The sequence below is a fragment of the Paenibacillus sp. NPDC056933 genome (assembly GCF_042674385.1).
Lineage (GTDB): Bacteria > Bacillota > Bacilli > Paenibacillales > Paenibacillaceae > Paenibacillus.
Genome location: NZ_JBHUQN010000001.1, coordinates 2,690,947 through 2,707,683, shown reverse-complemented (window position 1 = coordinate 2,707,683; position 16,737 = coordinate 2,690,947). Strand labels below are relative to the sequence as shown.

The 16,737-nt window shown below is 44.3% G+C and carries 16 protein-coding genes; 3 read left to right on the top strand and 13 right to left on the bottom strand.

Annotated features, from left to right (window positions below; genetic code table 11):
• Positions 1–229: 229 nt before the first annotated feature.
• The 3 genes from ACFTRD_RS12025 to ACFTRD_RS12015 are packed head-to-tail and all read left to right on the top strand — an operon-like array spanning position 230 to position 3,661.
• A complete protein-coding gene (locus tag ACFTRD_RS12025; RefSeq protein ID WP_379380042.1) occupies positions 230–1,834 on the top strand; it encodes a type 2 periplasmic-binding domain-containing protein in 1,605 nt (534 codons plus the stop codon).
• Between the two features lie 31 nt (positions 1,835–1,865).
• On the top strand, positions 1,866–2,756 hold the full coding sequence (locus tag ACFTRD_RS12020; protein WP_379380040.1) for an ABC transporter permease: 891 nt from the start codon (positions 1,866–1,868) through the stop codon (positions 2,754–2,756).
• Positions 2,757–2,770: 14 nt separating this feature from the next.
• Positions 2,771–3,661 carry a carbohydrate ABC transporter permease gene (locus ACFTRD_RS12015; protein ID WP_379380038.1) on the top strand — a complete coding sequence of 297 codons (891 nt, stop codon included), beginning with the start codon at positions 2,771–2,773 and terminating at the stop codon, positions 3,659–3,661.
• 70 nt (positions 3,662–3,731) lie between these two features.
• Here ACFTRD_RS12015 and ACFTRD_RS12010 read toward each other — a convergent pair whose 3' ends face one another.
• The 13 genes from ACFTRD_RS12010 to ACFTRD_RS11950 form a co-directional block, all read right to left on the bottom strand.
• Entirely contained in the window at positions 3,732–5,477 is a 1,746-nt protein-coding gene (locus ACFTRD_RS12010) for a cache domain-containing sensor histidine kinase (protein WP_379380036.1), read from the bottom strand.
• 22 nt (positions 5,478–5,499) lie between these two features.
• On the bottom strand, positions 5,500–7,122 hold the full coding sequence (locus ACFTRD_RS12005; protein ID WP_379380034.1) for a helix-turn-helix domain-containing protein: 1,623 nt from the start codon (positions 7,120–7,122) through the stop codon (positions 5,500–5,502).
• A 249-nt stretch (positions 7,123–7,371) separates the two neighbouring features.
• Positions 7,372–7,509: a YjcZ family sporulation protein gene (locus ACFTRD_RS12000; protein WP_379380032.1), complete on the bottom strand. Its 138-nt coding sequence runs from the start codon at positions 7,507–7,509 to the stop codon at positions 7,372–7,374.
• 324 nt (positions 7,510–7,833) lie between these two features.
• The gene (locus tag ACFTRD_RS11995) at positions 7,834–9,885 is read right to left on the bottom strand and encodes a serine hydrolase domain-containing protein (protein ID WP_379380030.1); all 2,052 of its coding nucleotides are present in this window, start codon (positions 9,883–9,885) and stop codon (positions 7,834–7,836) included.
• 117 nt (positions 9,886–10,002) lie between these two features.
• Positions 10,003–11,301, bottom strand: coding sequence for a GHKL domain-containing protein (locus ACFTRD_RS11990; RefSeq protein WP_379380028.1), 1,299 nt, complete (start codon positions 11,299–11,301; stop codon positions 10,003–10,005).
• 1 nt (position 11,302) lies between these two features.
• Positions 11,303–12,043 carry a LytR/AlgR family response regulator transcription factor gene (locus ACFTRD_RS11985; protein WP_379380026.1) on the bottom strand — a complete coding sequence of 247 codons (741 nt, stop codon included), beginning with the start codon at positions 12,041–12,043 and terminating at the stop codon, positions 11,303–11,305.
• Between the two features lie 254 nt (positions 12,044–12,297).
• Positions 12,298–13,074: an ABC transporter permease gene (locus ACFTRD_RS11980; RefSeq protein ID WP_379380024.1), complete on the bottom strand. Its 777-nt coding sequence runs from the start codon at positions 13,072–13,074 to the stop codon at positions 12,298–12,300.
• Positions 13,075–13,836, bottom strand: a complete 762-nt coding sequence (locus tag ACFTRD_RS11975) for an ABC transporter ATP-binding protein (protein WP_285075366.1) — start codon at positions 13,834–13,836, stop codon at positions 13,075–13,077. It abuts the gene before it with no gap.
• 12 nt (positions 13,837–13,848) lie between these two features.
• Entirely contained in the window at positions 13,849–14,712 is an 864-nt protein-coding gene (locus tag ACFTRD_RS11970) for a pentapeptide repeat-containing protein (RefSeq protein WP_379380021.1), read from the bottom strand.
• Positions 14,713–14,726: 14 nt separating this feature from the next.
• The gene (locus ACFTRD_RS11965) at positions 14,727–15,056 is read right to left on the bottom strand and encodes a PadR family transcriptional regulator (protein ID WP_053779376.1); all 330 of its coding nucleotides are present in this window, start codon (positions 15,054–15,056) and stop codon (positions 14,727–14,729) included.
• A gap of 257 nt (positions 15,057–15,313) precedes the next feature.
• Positions 15,314–15,709, bottom strand: a complete 396-nt coding sequence (locus ACFTRD_RS11960) for a VOC family protein (RefSeq protein WP_379380019.1) — start codon at positions 15,707–15,709, stop codon at positions 15,314–15,316.
• A 33-nt stretch (positions 15,710–15,742) separates the two neighbouring features.
• The gene (locus ACFTRD_RS11955; RefSeq protein WP_379380017.1) at positions 15,743–16,207 is read right to left on the bottom strand and encodes a phage tail protein; all 465 of its coding nucleotides are present in this window, start codon (positions 16,205–16,207) and stop codon (positions 15,743–15,745) included.
• A gap of 17 nt (positions 16,208–16,224) precedes the next feature.
• Complete coding sequence (locus ACFTRD_RS11950) at positions 16,225–16,704, bottom strand: GyrI-like domain-containing protein (RefSeq protein ID WP_379381332.1); 480 nt, start codon at positions 16,702–16,704, stop codon at positions 16,225–16,227.
• Positions 16,705–16,737 lie beyond the last annotated feature (33 nt).

The window sequence follows — 16,737 nt, the reverse complement described above, 5'->3', positions numbered from 1 at the left end:
AAGCCCCACTTTGTTTCCCTATTTTATAGTCAAGCTCACTGTAAGTAAAAAAAGGATAGGTTCGAAGTAAAATAAGTGCATGATCCTCCTTTCTCGTTTCTCCCCCAGTGAATTGAAAGTAAAAAAACTTACTGCTGCTCGTCAATAACGTCTATATCACCTGCTTCTTTTCTCGTTTACAATATTTTAAGCAAGTCACCATTAACTATCGCGAAAAAGGGGGAGCAATATGAAAAAGAAAACGAAAACCTTGATGTTGTCTTTATGTATGTCGACCTTATTACTCGCAGCCTGTGCAAATGGAAGTAGTAACGAGCAAAGTTCGACCAATACAGATTCGGATGCCAACGAGGGCGGAACAACAACCATTCACACGGTAACGTCTGAATACTCTTCTGCGAAATATCCAAAGGGCAATGATATCACAAACAATGTGTGGACTAAGCGATACAAGGAGAAGTTTAATATCGATGTCAAAACAGATTGGGTCAGCGATGAGTACGAAACCAAACTGAATTTGGCTATAGCATCCAGCGATCTTCCCGACGTGTTCAGGGTCAATCCTTCACAATTGAGGCAGTTGGTCGAAGCGGATATGGTGATGGACCTTACCGATGTCTTTGAGCAAAACGCGTCAGACCGTCTCAAAGGTTACATGGAAGCAGATGCGGACAGTTACGAGTCTGGAAAGAAAGACGGTAAGCTGTACGGTATACCGCAGATGCACTGGGGATTAATTGAACAACCAGACTTCATCTGGATCCGGAACGATTGGAAAGAAGAACTGGGTCTCCAGGATCCGAAATCTGTGGAGGACATCAAGAATATTGCATTAAAATTTATGGAAAAGCACGGCGGTTATGGTATAGCGGTAGATCAAACGTTGGATTACCTCAACTTGCTCGCCATTGCATGGAATGCACATCCGGATATGTGGATGGAGGATAACAGTGGAAAACTGGTGTATGGCTCAGTTCAGCCTGAGATGAAGAATGCACTGGCTGAGTGGTCGGAATGGTACAAGCGAGGCATCATTGATCCGGAATTTGCAATCAAAGACTTTAATGCAATGAACGCGGATATCGTAGCCGGCAAAGTAGGCATGCAGCCTTATTACCAGTGGTGGGGTTATAATCCGGGTGTCGATACGGTATCCAATCTGGGTAAGGACGCGATCTTTTACCCTTATATCATTCCGACCATCGATGGAAAGGAAGCGAAACAATCTATCTTCTTCGCCAACAACAACTATATAGTCATGAAAAAGGGATTCAAGAGCCCGCAAGAAGTGATCAAGATTTTGAATGACTATGCTTATATTGTGGATGAAGGCAATGGCAAGGAATCCACAGAAACACTGTCTGCCTTGCTGGACAACGATATTGCTCATGTTGTCGGAGCGTTCCGTGTACTTAATCCGAACTCCGACTACGAGCAGTTTGAGGCTGTATCAGCAGCCCTTCAATCCAAGGATACCAGTGGACTCACGACTTCGGGAATGTGGCAAAAATATAACAACAGTGTTGAGTTCATGAAGAATGCAACACCAGGAGCAGTCGGTGATTATTTGCAACAAGGTGCTCCCAAAAATGCATATGGTCTTGCCAAAAAAGTGCTCGACAGTGAGAACTATATAAAGACGGCTCTATGGGGTGTTACACCAGAGATTCTGTCGAGCTACGGCACAACCTTGGATGATATCCTGACAGAAGGCTTCACCAAGATCATTATGGGTAGCGAAAGTATCGATTATTTCGATGTAGTCGTCCAGAATTGGCGAGCAGCCGGGGGCGATGACGCAACACAGGCAGTCAATGAGGCCTACGGGAAATAAAAATGCTGTTGCCATGAACGGAGGAATATGAATGCTGAGAAAATGGAAGCAGCAGAGTCCTTACCATCTAATGTTGATCCCAAGCCTGGTCTTGGTCTTTATCTTCAGTTACATCCCTTTCTACGGGCTTATTATTGCATTTCAGAAATACAATCCAGGCCTTGGCTTCAACTCACCATGGGTAGGATGGGATAATTTTACCCATGTATTTAATCAGCCGAATTTCGTAAGAACCATCTGGAATACACTGTACATGTCTGTCTTCAAGATTATCGGTGGCATTATCGTGCCCGTTATTTTCGCATTATTGCTTAACGAAGTACTGAATAGTGGAGTCAAACGCACATTTCAAACTCTGGTATATATACCGAATTTTCTCTCTTGGGTCATTATGGCCGGCATCATGCTGGATATACTTAGCTCCGATGGCATCATCAACACATTTTTGGGCGTATTCGGGATTGCGCCTATCTCCTTTCTTGGCACACCATCCATATTCCCATGGACGATGATCGTGAGTGACATCTGGAAGGGATTCGGCTTTGGCACGGTTGTTTACTTAGCAGCCCTAACCAGCATCGATCCGGGACTTTACGAGGCAGCGGTGATTGACGGAGCCAAACGATTGAAGCAGACCATTTATATAACTTTGCCCCTGCTTATGCCGACGATTGTCTTAATGACGGTGTTATCACTGGGTAACGTCCTCAACGCAGGCTTCGACCAAATCTATAATCTGTACTCCCCTGTCGTGTATCAGACCGGTGATATTATTGACACCTATGTATACCGTCTGGGAATTCAGCAGGCACAGTATTCGATCGGAACCGCAGTCGGTTTATTCAAATCCATCATTTCTAGTGTTCTGGTGGCCGTATCGTACTTCCTGGCCTACAGAGTAGCTGGCTATCGTATCTTCTAGGGAGGGACTGTCATATGATTCATGATAAAAGTATGAGCAGGCGGTTGTTTCATATCATAAACTACACGATATTGCTTCTAATCTCTCTACTCTGCATCCTCCCGTTTATCAACCTGTTGGCTGTTTCATTCAGCAGCAGTTCGGCAGTATCGGCCGGTAGCGTAACGTTCTGGCCGGTTGAATTCACGACAAAAGCCTACGAATTTGCTTTAACTGGAGGGTCGTTCTTTTCCTCTCTCTGGGTTGCTGTCCAACGAACGGTTCTCGGAACGCTTGTGAATCTTGTTTTGATCGTGCTGACTGCCTATCCACTTTCCAAATCGAAACAGAAATTGATGGGGCGCAATATTTATATGGGATTTTTCATTGTCACCATGTTGTTTAGTGGAGGTTTAATCCCCACCTATCTGGTGGTCGTCAAAATGGGACTGATTGATTCGATTTGGTCTCTGATCCTGCCCGGTGCTCTTCCCGTATTCAGTATGATTATTCTTATGAATTTCATTAGGGGGCTGCCAGAAGAAATCGAGGAATCAGCGATCATCGACGGTGCCGGGCCAGTACAGGTATTGCTTCATATTTTACTTCCGCTCCTCAAGCCCGCTCTTGCAACTGTCGGCTTATTTAGTATCGTCGCCCATTGGAATTCGTGGTTCGATGGTATTATCTATATGAACAATCCAGAGAATTACCCATTGCAAAGCTACTTGCAGACCCTTCTGCAGAGCTTTGAACAAATCATGCTGAAATCAGGATCCGATTATACCCAACTGCTATCCATGATGAATGCCAGAACTGGACGCGCTGCTCAAATGTTCTTGGGGGCCATTCCAATTTTGCTCGTGTATCCGTTCCTCCAGAAGTACTTTACCAAAGGGTTGGTGCTCGGTAGCGTTAAGGGGTAAAGCATAAGGCTTGCAGAATTGACTGCAAGCCTTTGTGTTGTATTCCCTTCTGTTACCCCAGAGAACAATACTACTTGTTTTCTGATATGGCAGGCAGCAAGATCGTAAATATCGTACCTTCACCCATTTGACTAGCTATCTGTATACCATAGGACCTGCCAAAATGAAGTTGAATACGCCTCTGCACATTCTGCAGACCGATTCCCGTGGTTCCGGAACTTGCTTCGAGCTTTTTCTCCATAACGTTCTGGATCGTATGATGATCCATACCGACTCCATTATCACAGACTTCGATCGTAATATCACTGTCCCTCGGTTGAATGCGAATGGTAATGACTCCGTCTTCTTCGAGTTCGGCCAGACCATGAAAAATCGCATTCTCCACTAGAGGCTGAAGGATCATTTTGGGCATACGATAACCCATCAGTCGATCCTCAATTTCATATCTCATCTGAATACAATCATAATACCTGACGTTCTGAATGGTCACATAATTGGCTATATTATCGATCTCCTCACGAATCGTTACGAGAGTTCCATCGGATCTTGTCGCATAACGGAGCATCGAGATGAGTGCATCTGTCATTTCCACGATTTTGTCAGCTTGCTGCATGGATGCAATCCATTTCACCGACCCAAGTGTGTTATACAGGAAATGAGGCTTGATCTGGTCATGGAGCGCACGCATCTCGGCTTTGGCTTTCTCTATTTCTTCCTGCTGCATCCGCTCGACCATACGCTTCAATTCATGCGACATCTTGTTAAATCGAATGGATAAATGTCCAATCTCGTCTCGCGAGCGAATATATTCGACTTGTTCAAACTGCCCCTTCTCGACCAAGGCAATGTTGCGCAGCAGTTTCTTAATGGGGGTTGTGATGACATGAGATAGAAAGATGGATATTATGGCAGCAAAAAGAAACATGACAATGGCCAACGTCACCAGATTGCGGCCCAATATTTTGCCATCAGCAGTCAGCTCATCCATAGGCATATATAAGTATGTTGTCCATTTTTGCTGACTAAGGGGACTTGTCACCACGACATTCATTGTTTCGGATGGGCGAACGTTGTCCCGGAATAGTGTGCCGATCAAACGCTCATTCACGTTATATACAATCTTGTCATTCTCATCAATGATCATGAACCTGGAGCGCAGCCCTTCCTGCAGGTTACGATTAACGATTTCGATGAATTTGATATCAATGCTGACGACGATCACGCCAAGCAGTTTCCCGCTAGCGACATCATGGATTTTTCGAGCGTGCGAGACTGCCAGAATTTTATTCTCCAATTGCTCATCCATTCGGGTTGTCAACGTGATGGTTCGATCTTGATCATGCATGAACTTTTTAAACCACAACTCGTTTGCCACTTTAAAGTCAGGGTCAATGGGTTGGTGAGGACTGACGAACAGATCTTCCCCCCCGTTCAAATTGTAAAGGTAGATCGAGAATACGCGATCCTTCATCATGATATAATTCATCAAAATATTGTAGGCAGCTATCTCATGCTGCTTGTCCCCATCGCGCAGGAAATCCTGGATCGGAAAACTTCCTTCATGTGTCGCAGATAGATTGTTGCTTAGTCCATTACTGGCCAGCAGCGAGATTTTCTCGATCTCTTTTAGAAATTCGTCAATGCGAATATTCGTCTGTTTGGCCAGATCGCCTAGCAGCTTCGTGTAATTCTGTGCCAATAACCGCTCAGAGGAGTAATACGAATTGATCGTCATCACAAATACCGGAAGGATAATGACGGTTATACAAATGATCATAATTTTGTACTGGATTCGAAAGAGTTGGGGACGCCTCATAAGATGCACCTCTATTCACGGATTACATGGATCCCTGCTGCCGTTCTCGATATTCCTCAGGAGTATACCCTACAGATTTCTTGAAAATCTTACTGAAATATGTGTAATTGTGGTAGCCAACCTTATCTGCAATTTCATACACCCTCAATTCCCTGCTGAACAGATAAGCCTTTGCATGTTCGATCCGAACTCGTGTCAAGTAAGAGATAAAGTTCTCTCCCTTCTCCTGCTTGAACAATCGGCTGAGATACGAGGGATTGACATTAATTTGGTTAGCTACACTTTGCAATGAAATATCCTCGGCGTAATACTTGTCGATCAACTCAATGGCGAGGTCAGTGTAGGTACGTTCCTGCATAATCTGGGAATCGGCTTTAAAGTAATACGTAATATGAGCCAGCATTTCTTGGTGAATATCCTCCCAATATTCTCCCTTCAGAACGATTTCATAAGGGGATCTCTCCTTAAAAGAAGGTTTCCCTCTTTCTGCAGCCCGTGATAAATGGGAGTGTATGGTTTCCATCACCATAATATACTGCTTACGGATACTGCTCTCATCCGCTAGCAGCGTCTCCAGATTAGATCGTATTCCTTCAAGGAAATCCTCTGCCTTTTTGTAGTCTTTACTTACCCACAATTTGAGGAAATCCCGTTCTTGCTGGGAGCTCAGCATTCCGTTCACTTCTTTCCGAGCTGGAGCTCGAATCACGTCCTCGTAATACAGTACCTGGTTGCTGCCTGTGAAGAAACCCTGCCTTAGGGCGAATTCCGCTTCTTGGCATGCCGCTCTTATACAATGGAAACCGGAAACGATTGTACTTACACCCGCGGTAAGCGATAGATTCATAAAGTCCTTCATGGAGGATAGAAGCTTAGTACATCGTTTATTTAGATCGGTGTGTACTGATCCACTCTCAGGACAGACATTGACAATAATCCAATACTCAGACGAACTTTCAACGAAAATCTCCTTCTCCCATTTGGACGGAATGATCTCTTCCATAATATTGAGAATGGAAAATCGGAGTAATTTCTCTCCCTTTTCCACATATTTGCTCTTTGCATCCTCGTAATAGTTTACGATGAATTTGATGACGACCAGCTGATTCGATCTGATGCGCAAATGCAATTCTTCAGCTTTGGTGACTATATCCTTTTCACTTATGAATCCGCTTACAACATCTTGAAAGAAGCTATCCTTTAGATGTCTAAGACTCTTTGAATAATCATATGCCATGGAGGGGATTTTTGTCGGGTTAACCTGTTCGCTCTGCAATTTCTGTTCAATGGCGGTCAGCAGATCGATAAGGGAGGTTTCTGTAATCTCGCTTTTAATCAAGTAGTCTGAGGCACCCAGTTTTAATGCCTCTTTCACATAATGAAATTCGTCAAAATTACTAAGAATGACATACTTACAGGTGTTCAGTACGATCGAAGCCTCTTGTATAAGCTGTAGCCCATCCATAATTGGCATCTTGATATCCGTAATGATCAGATCGGGATTTACTTCAAGCGCAAGGTCCAAGGCTTCTTTTCCGTTCCCCGCTTCACCAACTACATGGAAATTGTACTCTTCCCAACTCAGCATGGAACGAATTCCAACCCGCATGAGTAATTCATCATCTACGATCATCAGTTTATACATGCGATCCTCCAATTTTCATTAGTCATGTCCTTTTCTCCAAAACACCATTGAATCCCATTCTTATCAACCAATATTACCTCATATATTAGGGCCTTTGGCAACCATATACTTTGTATTGGGAGAGAAAACAATGGTAGATGAAACGACAGATGATCAGGAGTGAAATGCATATTAGATGAAATGGAAAAAGCCGCTATATTAGCGGCTTGGAAGAGAACAATGTTCTTTTCCCGAATTGCAAGCTAAATATTAAACCAAGAAAGCTTTGGAGATGATAACCAACAAAATAAAGAGAACCAGAATTGCACCGATGGACGTGAAACTACCATATCCACCACCAAGTCCTCCTACATTTCCACTTCCATTTCCATATCCTACTTCACTCATGCTTCTTCCCCCTCTTTTGTGGTATGTGATAGATTATTCAGTTTCGATTAATTTGACAAGGCTGTGAATAAAAAAGGGCATAATCGACTTCATCTGCCCGCAGGCGGCAACGCTTAATTTGCAGCGAGAGCAGGGACTGGGCACCGCAGAAAAAGGAAAGCTCGCCGATCTCGTGCTGCTTGAGAAGTCAACCCACTGGAGGATATTCAAAACACGACAAGCCCCTCCCTTCAATACGAAGTGGAAGGGCTCTTTTTTGTATTAACGAAAGTGGAATAAGCTCACTTTTCTTGCGTCGGTTGTTTTAAATAGCTACGCAGCAATTTACTTTAGGTGGGTTTTAAAGCTATCTCCGGCTTCACCACCAAAAACGATAAAACCACCTTTTGGAAGCTGTGTCGATTGTTGATTGGTCGCTACGGAAAAGTGAACCACTTCACCTTTATCGTTATACACGGCATACCCTCCGCTTTCCGGAGAATCAACTGTTAACGATTTGTTCGCCGAACGGGAGTCGATAGCATACCACCGGGCTTGCCCGTTTGACGGAATGGTGGTAACTCCTGTTTTGCCGGCAAAGATCGGTGTTATGGCAGCCTCAGCGATGTACTCCTGTCCATCCTGAATCAAAACTTCAGCTCCATTCTTTGTGTAGAGCTGCAAGTCGAATGCATCTCTTCCATTCATAACAGGAATCTCAACCACATTCTTTGCGTTGTTCGGATCAATGACTTTTGTGCCATTCGTGTATCCATTCTCCGTATCGACGGACAGATTCTTGATCAGCATCGAAGGAAGCAGATAGAAGATCGACGTTATTTTTTCATCCAGCGCGTAATATTTCGAGCCGTTGCGTGCTTCCCATTTTGCTTTCGTTGTTACGTCCAATGGATTTTGTTCCAGTTTTTGATAATCATAGGTATTCATCACCGTTTGGCCTAAACCAGGCAACGTTATATTTGACTGTACTTTAACATACACCTTGTCGTTACGTTCTTTCTCAAAACGGACCTCCACACTTCCATCGGGACTCGTAAATTTCCCTTCACCTGTGTACACATAGCTCTGCTCCGGGATAAGTCCTCCCTGCAAAGCCGGCAGTTTGAACTCGCTATTTTTAATGTCTATATTCAGCGTTGTACCTACCGTGCCATAAAGACCGGAATACGCAGTCAGCTCGGTCGGCATCTTCACTTTGACGGGTGCTGAGAACGTTTGATCGGGCTTGATTTCCTCGATGATACCCTGATCCTCCAGAACCTCCAACAGAACTTTGCTGGCAAACATCTGGTTATACATAGAAGATCCGCCAGAAGAAAGAACGGCCATCGATATATCATGTTCAGGTATAGTGATTAACGAGGCATGATACAACATGGTGTCTCCACCTTTGGTAAGTGCAGTAATGCCGTAATCGCTGAACGGTGCGAGTGCAACAGCATCCCAACCAAGACCGTAATTGAAGGTATTTCTCTCTTCAGGCACCCAGATTCCATGACGATATTCATGATTTTGCATGGATTCTGCCGAAGATTTGGAAAGAATGTCGGGTCTGTTCCCCATCAACACTTCAGCGAATTGGCTCAATTCTTCTGCAGTCGAATAGATACCGCCTGTACCGATAATATTGGCATTTTCTATAGGGAGTTTCGTTTCAATCGTAGGCCAATATGTTTCAGATAATCGTTCTCTATCAAAAGAATCGAGTGGTGTCTTGGTTGCTTCCAGCTGTAACGGATCGCTGATGAACTTGGCGATATATTCGCTATAGCTTAATCCACTCACCCGTTCAACCAATATCTCAAGCAATTGGAAACCATCATTGCAATAAACAGAATAAGCTCCCGGTTTGGATTTAAGCTTTTCTGACTTTAGTTTGAGCAACAATTCATCATGATTGCGGGTATCATTATCGTTAAACAACATGCTGTTCCCATAATGTGTGCCGTAGAGCCCTGATGAATGGTTCATCAGCATGCGCGGAGTAATTTGAGTATATCGGGCATCCGCCATTTCAAAGTCTTTGATATACGAAGTCAGGGGCTGATCCAGATCTACTTTGCCGGAATCGACCAGGATCATGGTGGCAGCCGTGACAACCATTTTGCTAACCGAACCTATTCCAAACATGGTGTCCTTGTCGACTGGTTTCCGGGATGCCTTATCGTGAAGGCCAACACTATCCGATAAAATGATCTTTCCTTCATCCATGATGGCATATTGCAGTCCTGTAACCCCATAATTTTGCACCATCTCTGTGGCAATTTTGTTGGCCTGAGCTTCAATCGTTGAGCCCTTGTTCGACTCTGCCATGGCATGTGTCATCGGTGTGATCACAAGCACAGCCGTGCATAACATACTGATTAATTTTTTCATTTAATAACTTCCTCCCTTATGATGCTGCTTGTATGATTGGATTCATCATATCCGGGAAGAGGCATTTAGAACGATAATGAGCCGTGAACGGAAAAAAACAATCCCTGAACGGTATGTTCAGGGATTGTTCATGTCAAAAGGAAGCACGACCATGTTATTGAATGTTCGATGATGATTCTCAATACTCATATGTCCACCATACTTTTCGCACATTCTCGATATATTGGTCAGACCGATCCCATGATACTCCGGATTGGGCTTCTCCGTCTTTAAGTGAGCCAGTTTTTGCTCCACATGATTCAGAATCTGGATGACAAGTGCTGACGCTGTAGAATGAATCGCGATCAGGATATATCTGTCTTCGGCATGTCTTACTTTCTTGGAAGCTTCGATGGCATTATCCAGCATGTTACCGAGTACAACGCACAGGTCATATCGATCAATGAGGACATGTTGTGAATGGAGCTGAATTCGGGTATCGATTTTGATCCCGTTTGCCTGCCCTAGAGCAATGGTATTCGTAACAAGAGCATCGATGACGAGATTGCCGGAGTTCACCCGCTGGTATGCTCCTTCAATCTTATTCAATGTGAGTTTAATATGATCTCCTGCCGAATCCAGCTTGTTTTGCTTAATACATTCATCAATGTATAGGAATTGCTGATTGATATCGTGAATTATGCTTTTCACATTTTTGAAACTGTGCACCGTCTTCTCATAATTGGCATCCTGATAATCCATCTGACGCTGCAACTGGGCATTTTCATTCGCGAGCTGAACCTTTTCTACCATATTATCGAATACATAAACAATGAACACATTGAGAAAAAGGGAGCCCAGCACGGAGACGACGTAATATATGTTTTTTTCACTATAAGTCGAGGCCACATTGATCTGATAGATCGTAATGGTGGGTACGATCAGAAAGAAGAAATAATAACGATAATGCATAGCGAAACTTCTCCGTTTGGCAATCAAACGAACAATCTGGATAACAATAAACATGATACTGCAACCAAGCAGCATCACTTTGGAGAACACCCAATGATATTCCACGTTGAAATGATCCCATATGCTATAATCCGTGGAGTCGATCGCACTCATAATATATACGGCAATGTAATTTACCGTTGTGAGCAGTACTGCATAGAGGATAGTAAAAACAAGTTTTATTATGAATTCCACCTCATAGGATTGTGCCAGGCTGAAGATGAATAACAATGCAAAAGCGGATGAAACGACAGGTGAAAATGAAGATACCAAATAGAAATAGCCCAGTACAACAAATACAATGAAATAAATTACTCTGTATGGCTTTTGTCTGGACTTGCCCAGCACGGAATTGAAATAAAAATTCACCTGGAATGCCATAAGTAAAGGAACGACGAAAATAGACAAGTTTACATACATATCCATATCACTGAATCCTCATGATCATATATTTGGTATATGCATCTTTGACTTCCTTGACTTTGGAGCGGCCTATGGGCAATTCCGTACCATTTAACATGACGACCTGGGTACCCGCAAACTTCTGAACATGCAACAGGTTGATGATAATTGAACGATGAATCTGCAGGAAACCATGGTCTTTCAAGGCGGTGGCATAACTGGAAAGGATGCCTTTGCTCTCATGCGAATTCTCCTGAGTCACAAATTTTAATTTGTTCTTGATCGTTAAACTCTTCATGACCTCAATCCAGAGAATATCATCGTATTTCAACAGAAGTTCTTCATAATCCGACTTGATTATCACATACTTTTTATCCATCGCTTTAAAGTACTGGCACAGTTTAATCATTTTCTCCTCGAAGACATGGGGCTGGATCGGTTTGATTAAATATTGAAAGGTAACCACATCAAAGCTCTCCACCATATACTCCGGATAGCTCGTTAGAAACATGATCTGCACATCCAAATGCTTCATATTTCTAATTTCTTTGGCTGTCTGGATTCCATCCATTCCACTCATCTCCACATCCATGATCAGAACATGAAACGTGTCCCCCACGTTTTTATAATGAGAGACGAGCTGCTCACCGGATGCAAATAATGTAATTTGGAAATCAATATTCGTTTTTAGGGATAAGGAGATCAGCATCATTTTTACAAGTTCTCTTTGTTTCTCCTCGTCATCACAGATTGCAACATTGAACATGTGGGAACATCCGCCCTTCTTTGACATCGACTCTGAATTTCACTCTCGAATATACTATTTTATCATAGGTTTCGGAGCGGATATGGGATGAAATGCATTATTCAGACCCTAAAATGCTGGACCCATAAAAACGTATCCCAATAAAACAAAAAGGCCGCTAAAATAGCGACTTTTAATGGGATAATGTTTCTTTGCCACTCAACACAAGACTGCGAGTATGTCTCCCGGCTTGGCATTTTCTTTTAAATGCTTCCTTAGTTATTTCGCACTCCCTTTTTATACATCCTCATTGCAAAAAAGTACGCTACGAGCAAAATCCCAATACACCACGCAAGAGCGATCCATATATCATTGCCAACCGGCTGATCTGACAGCAGCGCACGAATGGCTTCCACGATCGCCGTCACCGGCTGGTTTTCGGCAAAGGCGCGAACAACCGATGGCATCGACTCGGTCGGCACAAAGGCCGAGCTGACAAATGGCAGGAAGATAATCGGGTAGGAAAAGGCGCTTGCGCCATCCACCGTTTTAGCGGACAGACCTGCAATTGCTGCGACCCAAGTCAATGCCAGCGTAAACAGCAAGAGTATGCCGGTTACCGCAAGCCATGGCAGAATCCCCGCCGACGAACGAAAGCCCATAACAAGCGCTACGAGAATGATGACAACGACCGAAATGGCGTTGGATACCAGCGAGGTCAGCACATGTCCCCACAGAACGGCGGAACGTGAAATCGGCATGGTGTGAAATCGCTCTATTATGCCCCGTTGTACATCGGTGAACAAACGGAAAGCCGTGTAGGATACTCCGCTGGCAATCGCAATCAGTAGTATGCCGGGCAACAGGTAATTCACATAGTTATCCGTTCCGGCTTGAATGGCGCCGCCTAACACATAGACGAACAGCAACATCATTGCGATCGGCATGACGGTGACCGTGACGATGGTGTCCATACTGCGGGTAATATGACGCATGGAGCGCCCGAGCATAACACCCATATCGCTAAAAAAGTGTTTCTTTACGGCTTCCATTTACATGGCCTCCTTCTTACCGACGATTGCGAGGAATATCTCCTCTAATGACGGCTGCTTTTCAACATACTCCACCTTAGCTTGTGGGAACAGCTTTTTCAGCTCCGAGAGCGTGCCATTCGCGATAATCCTGCCTTCGTGCAAAATGGCAATTCGGTCGGCAAGCTGCTCAGCCTCCTCCAAATACTGTGTAGTGAGAAATATCGTCGTACCTCCGGCGGCAAGCTCCCGGACAATCTTCCAAACCTCGATGCGCGACTCGGGGTCAAGCCCAGTGGTCGGCTCGTCGAGGAAAACGATCTGTGGTTTCCCCACGAGACTCAAGGCGATGTCGAGCCTGCGGCGCATACCACCTGAATACGTAGACGCCCTGCGGTCGGCAGCCTCAGTCAAACCAAAACGTGTAAGCATATCGTCTGCAACCTGACGCGGATTTTTGAGGTAACGCAACTTGGCAATCATGATCAGATTTTCCCGTCCGGTCAGCATTTCATCCACGGCGGCAAATTGCCCGGTCAGACTGATCTCCTGTCGCACATTGTCGGGCTTGGATGCAACGTCGAATCCGTTTACGGTGACAGTTCCGCTGTCTGGTTTGAGCAGCGTGGTGAGAATTTTGACAACCGTTGTCTTGCCCGCCCCGTTGGAGCCAAGCAGGGCAAAAATACTGCCCTTATCCACCTCGAAGTCTACGCCCTTTAGGACTTGTAGCTGCTTGTAGGACTTTTGCAGCCCACTCACTTGAATCGACTTGATTTGCATATTATCCCCTCCTTAAATAACGGTTACCTTTGACAAATCGGCATCCATGCCTTTAAGAGCGGCATAGGTCAGTTTATCCATCATTGCGCCATCAAAGCAGATGGTTTTGATGGCACGGTAATACTTCTTGGAGAGGACGGACACAGGGAAAGACACATTTTTGAGGGTCGCGTCCTTAAACGTAACGTTGTTTAGCGCCGATTTGTCAAACTTGACGCCGATGAAGGTTTGCCCGTCAAAACACACCCCTCCCAGATCGCAAGATTTGAACTCCACGCCATCAAAGATACAGTTTTCAAAGATGGTTTTTCTGAGGTCGTTCATGGTCAGCTTAACGTCGGTCAGTTTTACATCTTTGAATTTTGCTCCGTCCAGCCCCGATTTGCTGATATTGGTTCGTACAAGTATGGACTTATGGAAGCTCGCATGCGATAGGTCAAGGGTGGAAAAGTTGCAATCCGTCAGATTGGCCTGGTCAAAAATAGCTTCGCGGACATCACTGCTCGCAAATGTGCTACCAGTCAAGTCAGCACCCGTAAAGTCAGAGCCCGGTAACGCACTCCCTTCAAATTTCCCTTTATGCGCGATGACACCCGCAAAGTCACTCTTCACCAGGTTGCTCGCGCTTAAATTGGTTACCACCTGTCGTTCCAGCGATCGGGAAAGGTTAGCCACCTCTTGTACCGTTTGCTCAATGTCGCCGATGCTTTCAATGGTCATTTCAAACGCAGTTTCATTGTCCTTGCCCTCGGCTTTAAGTTCATGGAAACGCTCTTGCAGATCGGAAAGCAGGTCAGCCTTTAATTCTGTAACACTTTTTACCCCATCGTACGGTGCGAACACGCCGTTCAAATAGTTGTTCAATTTGTCATTCATCACATCAACTCTCCTTATAATAAATTTTCAAGCACGCGCTTTGCATACTCCCAGTTGCTTTTGTTGCGGGCATAAGCCATTTTGCCCTTTTCGGTAATCCTAAAATATTTACGCCGTCCGCCCTGAGATTCATCGCCCCAATACCACTCGATATCACCGTCGGCCTCAAGCCGGCGTACGCTGGAGTACATCGTGGCTTCTTTTAATTCATACTCTCCACCTGAGCGCTGGCCAATCAGCTTGACAATTTCATAGCCGTAGCGGTCAGCTTCGGATAAAAGTCGTAAAATCATTGTGTCGGTATGGCCGCGCAGCAGGTCGGATGTGATTTTGTTATCGCTCATGTAAGCACCTCCACATCTGCATCATACGATATACTACTATGACTGTCAAGGTAGTGTTTTAATTATAATACTCTGTTGAATGCACTTCTGTGTTTGTCTGTACGATTTAGACAAGAACATATAGCGTTAAAACTCAAAAAAGCCGCAACAATGCGGCTTTTGATCGTGTATGCTCTTGTCGGCTTATCTCGTGTTAATCAACATTAGATACATCATCTGATCAGCTATGGATATAAGTTAATGTCCATACATTATCTCTAAGTCAATTGCTGCGCAATCTCCCAGACATGTCCTGCCGGATCTGTGAAGGCGGCCGTACGTACTCCCCAAGGCCGATCCACTGGACCGTTAAGCAGAGCAACGCCATGTGGTTTCAATTCGTTACACACTGCATCCACATCTTCCACACGGATGGTAAACTGGAAACGAGATCCGGATTCTCGACTTGCGACTGTTCCAGGATGGATCAGACCGTGTGCTTCGGAAATATTCAGGAGATTAATACTCATATTTCCGAAGTTGAATACGGCAGAAACATCGTCTTCATATACAGCGGACAATCCGAATACGTTTTGATAGAATGCCCTCACCATAGGCAAGTCCTCCACAAACAACGTTATAACATCAACATTCATTGAACCTAATGTCCTCATAGGTATACCCCTTCACATACACTTTTGTTTACTTTAATACGCTCCTTTAATTACAAAAAACGACCCCCGAATGGTTCCAGCTAGTTTAGATTTCTGTCTGGCAAACTTAAACTTCCCTTCTAACTCCTTTGGTACCTCCATCCCCTCAGAAAGCTTAAAACCAACGGCCCGCTTCTTAGGGTCATCAACCGTATACATGACATTGAGACCAAGACCATCTTCATAAAAGACATAGGAAAATTGTATATTCTCCACTTGAAAACAGGACGTTTCCAGAGGCTTGGCCGCAAACTCAATATCACGTTCTTCTTTCAAAATTCGCTTCACATAATCAAGGGTCTCCTGACTTTCGCTGGCTGATACAACCGTAAATTCATGTTTATATTTGTTCATAAAGTAACGGGCTTCATTCGCACGCAAACCAGCAAGCGCCTCTGCTACCGGTGAAGACTCCAAACCAACCGTAGACACATTTTTAAAATCAACGATATACGACATTTCCATCCTCCTTCTCGTTATTTCCTAACAACTGGAATCCACATTTCACCAAATACCAAGCCGTTTCGCTGCCCCATCTCAACCGTTGCATTTGGCCCACCAACATAGGCATAACTCTCTTCTTGTGGCAGGACTTGACCAAAAGCAATGCCAGTAAGATGATTACTCAACTCCTCAGCCGTTTCCCCTTCACCCTTAACAACCAGGTATTCTCCCTTAGGGAATTGGATCACTCGGGTTGCTTCTGGCAGAGATGCTTCTGTCATAACGCCAGCATAATGCATCATCTTGTTATTCACCGCTTCGTTCACAGCAAAAATGTAGTCATTTGTCGCTAGTGCTTTTAAAGTGTCGAGGCTTCCATCTTGTTTCACAGTCGACCAAAAATCCGCCTTTTCTTTGTTGATGCCAGCAAAGTCTGTGTAGGGGCTCTTAAGCTCAGTTCCAATTCCTAAAACGATAAAGCTGTCTTTTTCTTCAAAATTATAATTACTCATCATGAACACCGTCCTCTTTAAATTTATCAATTG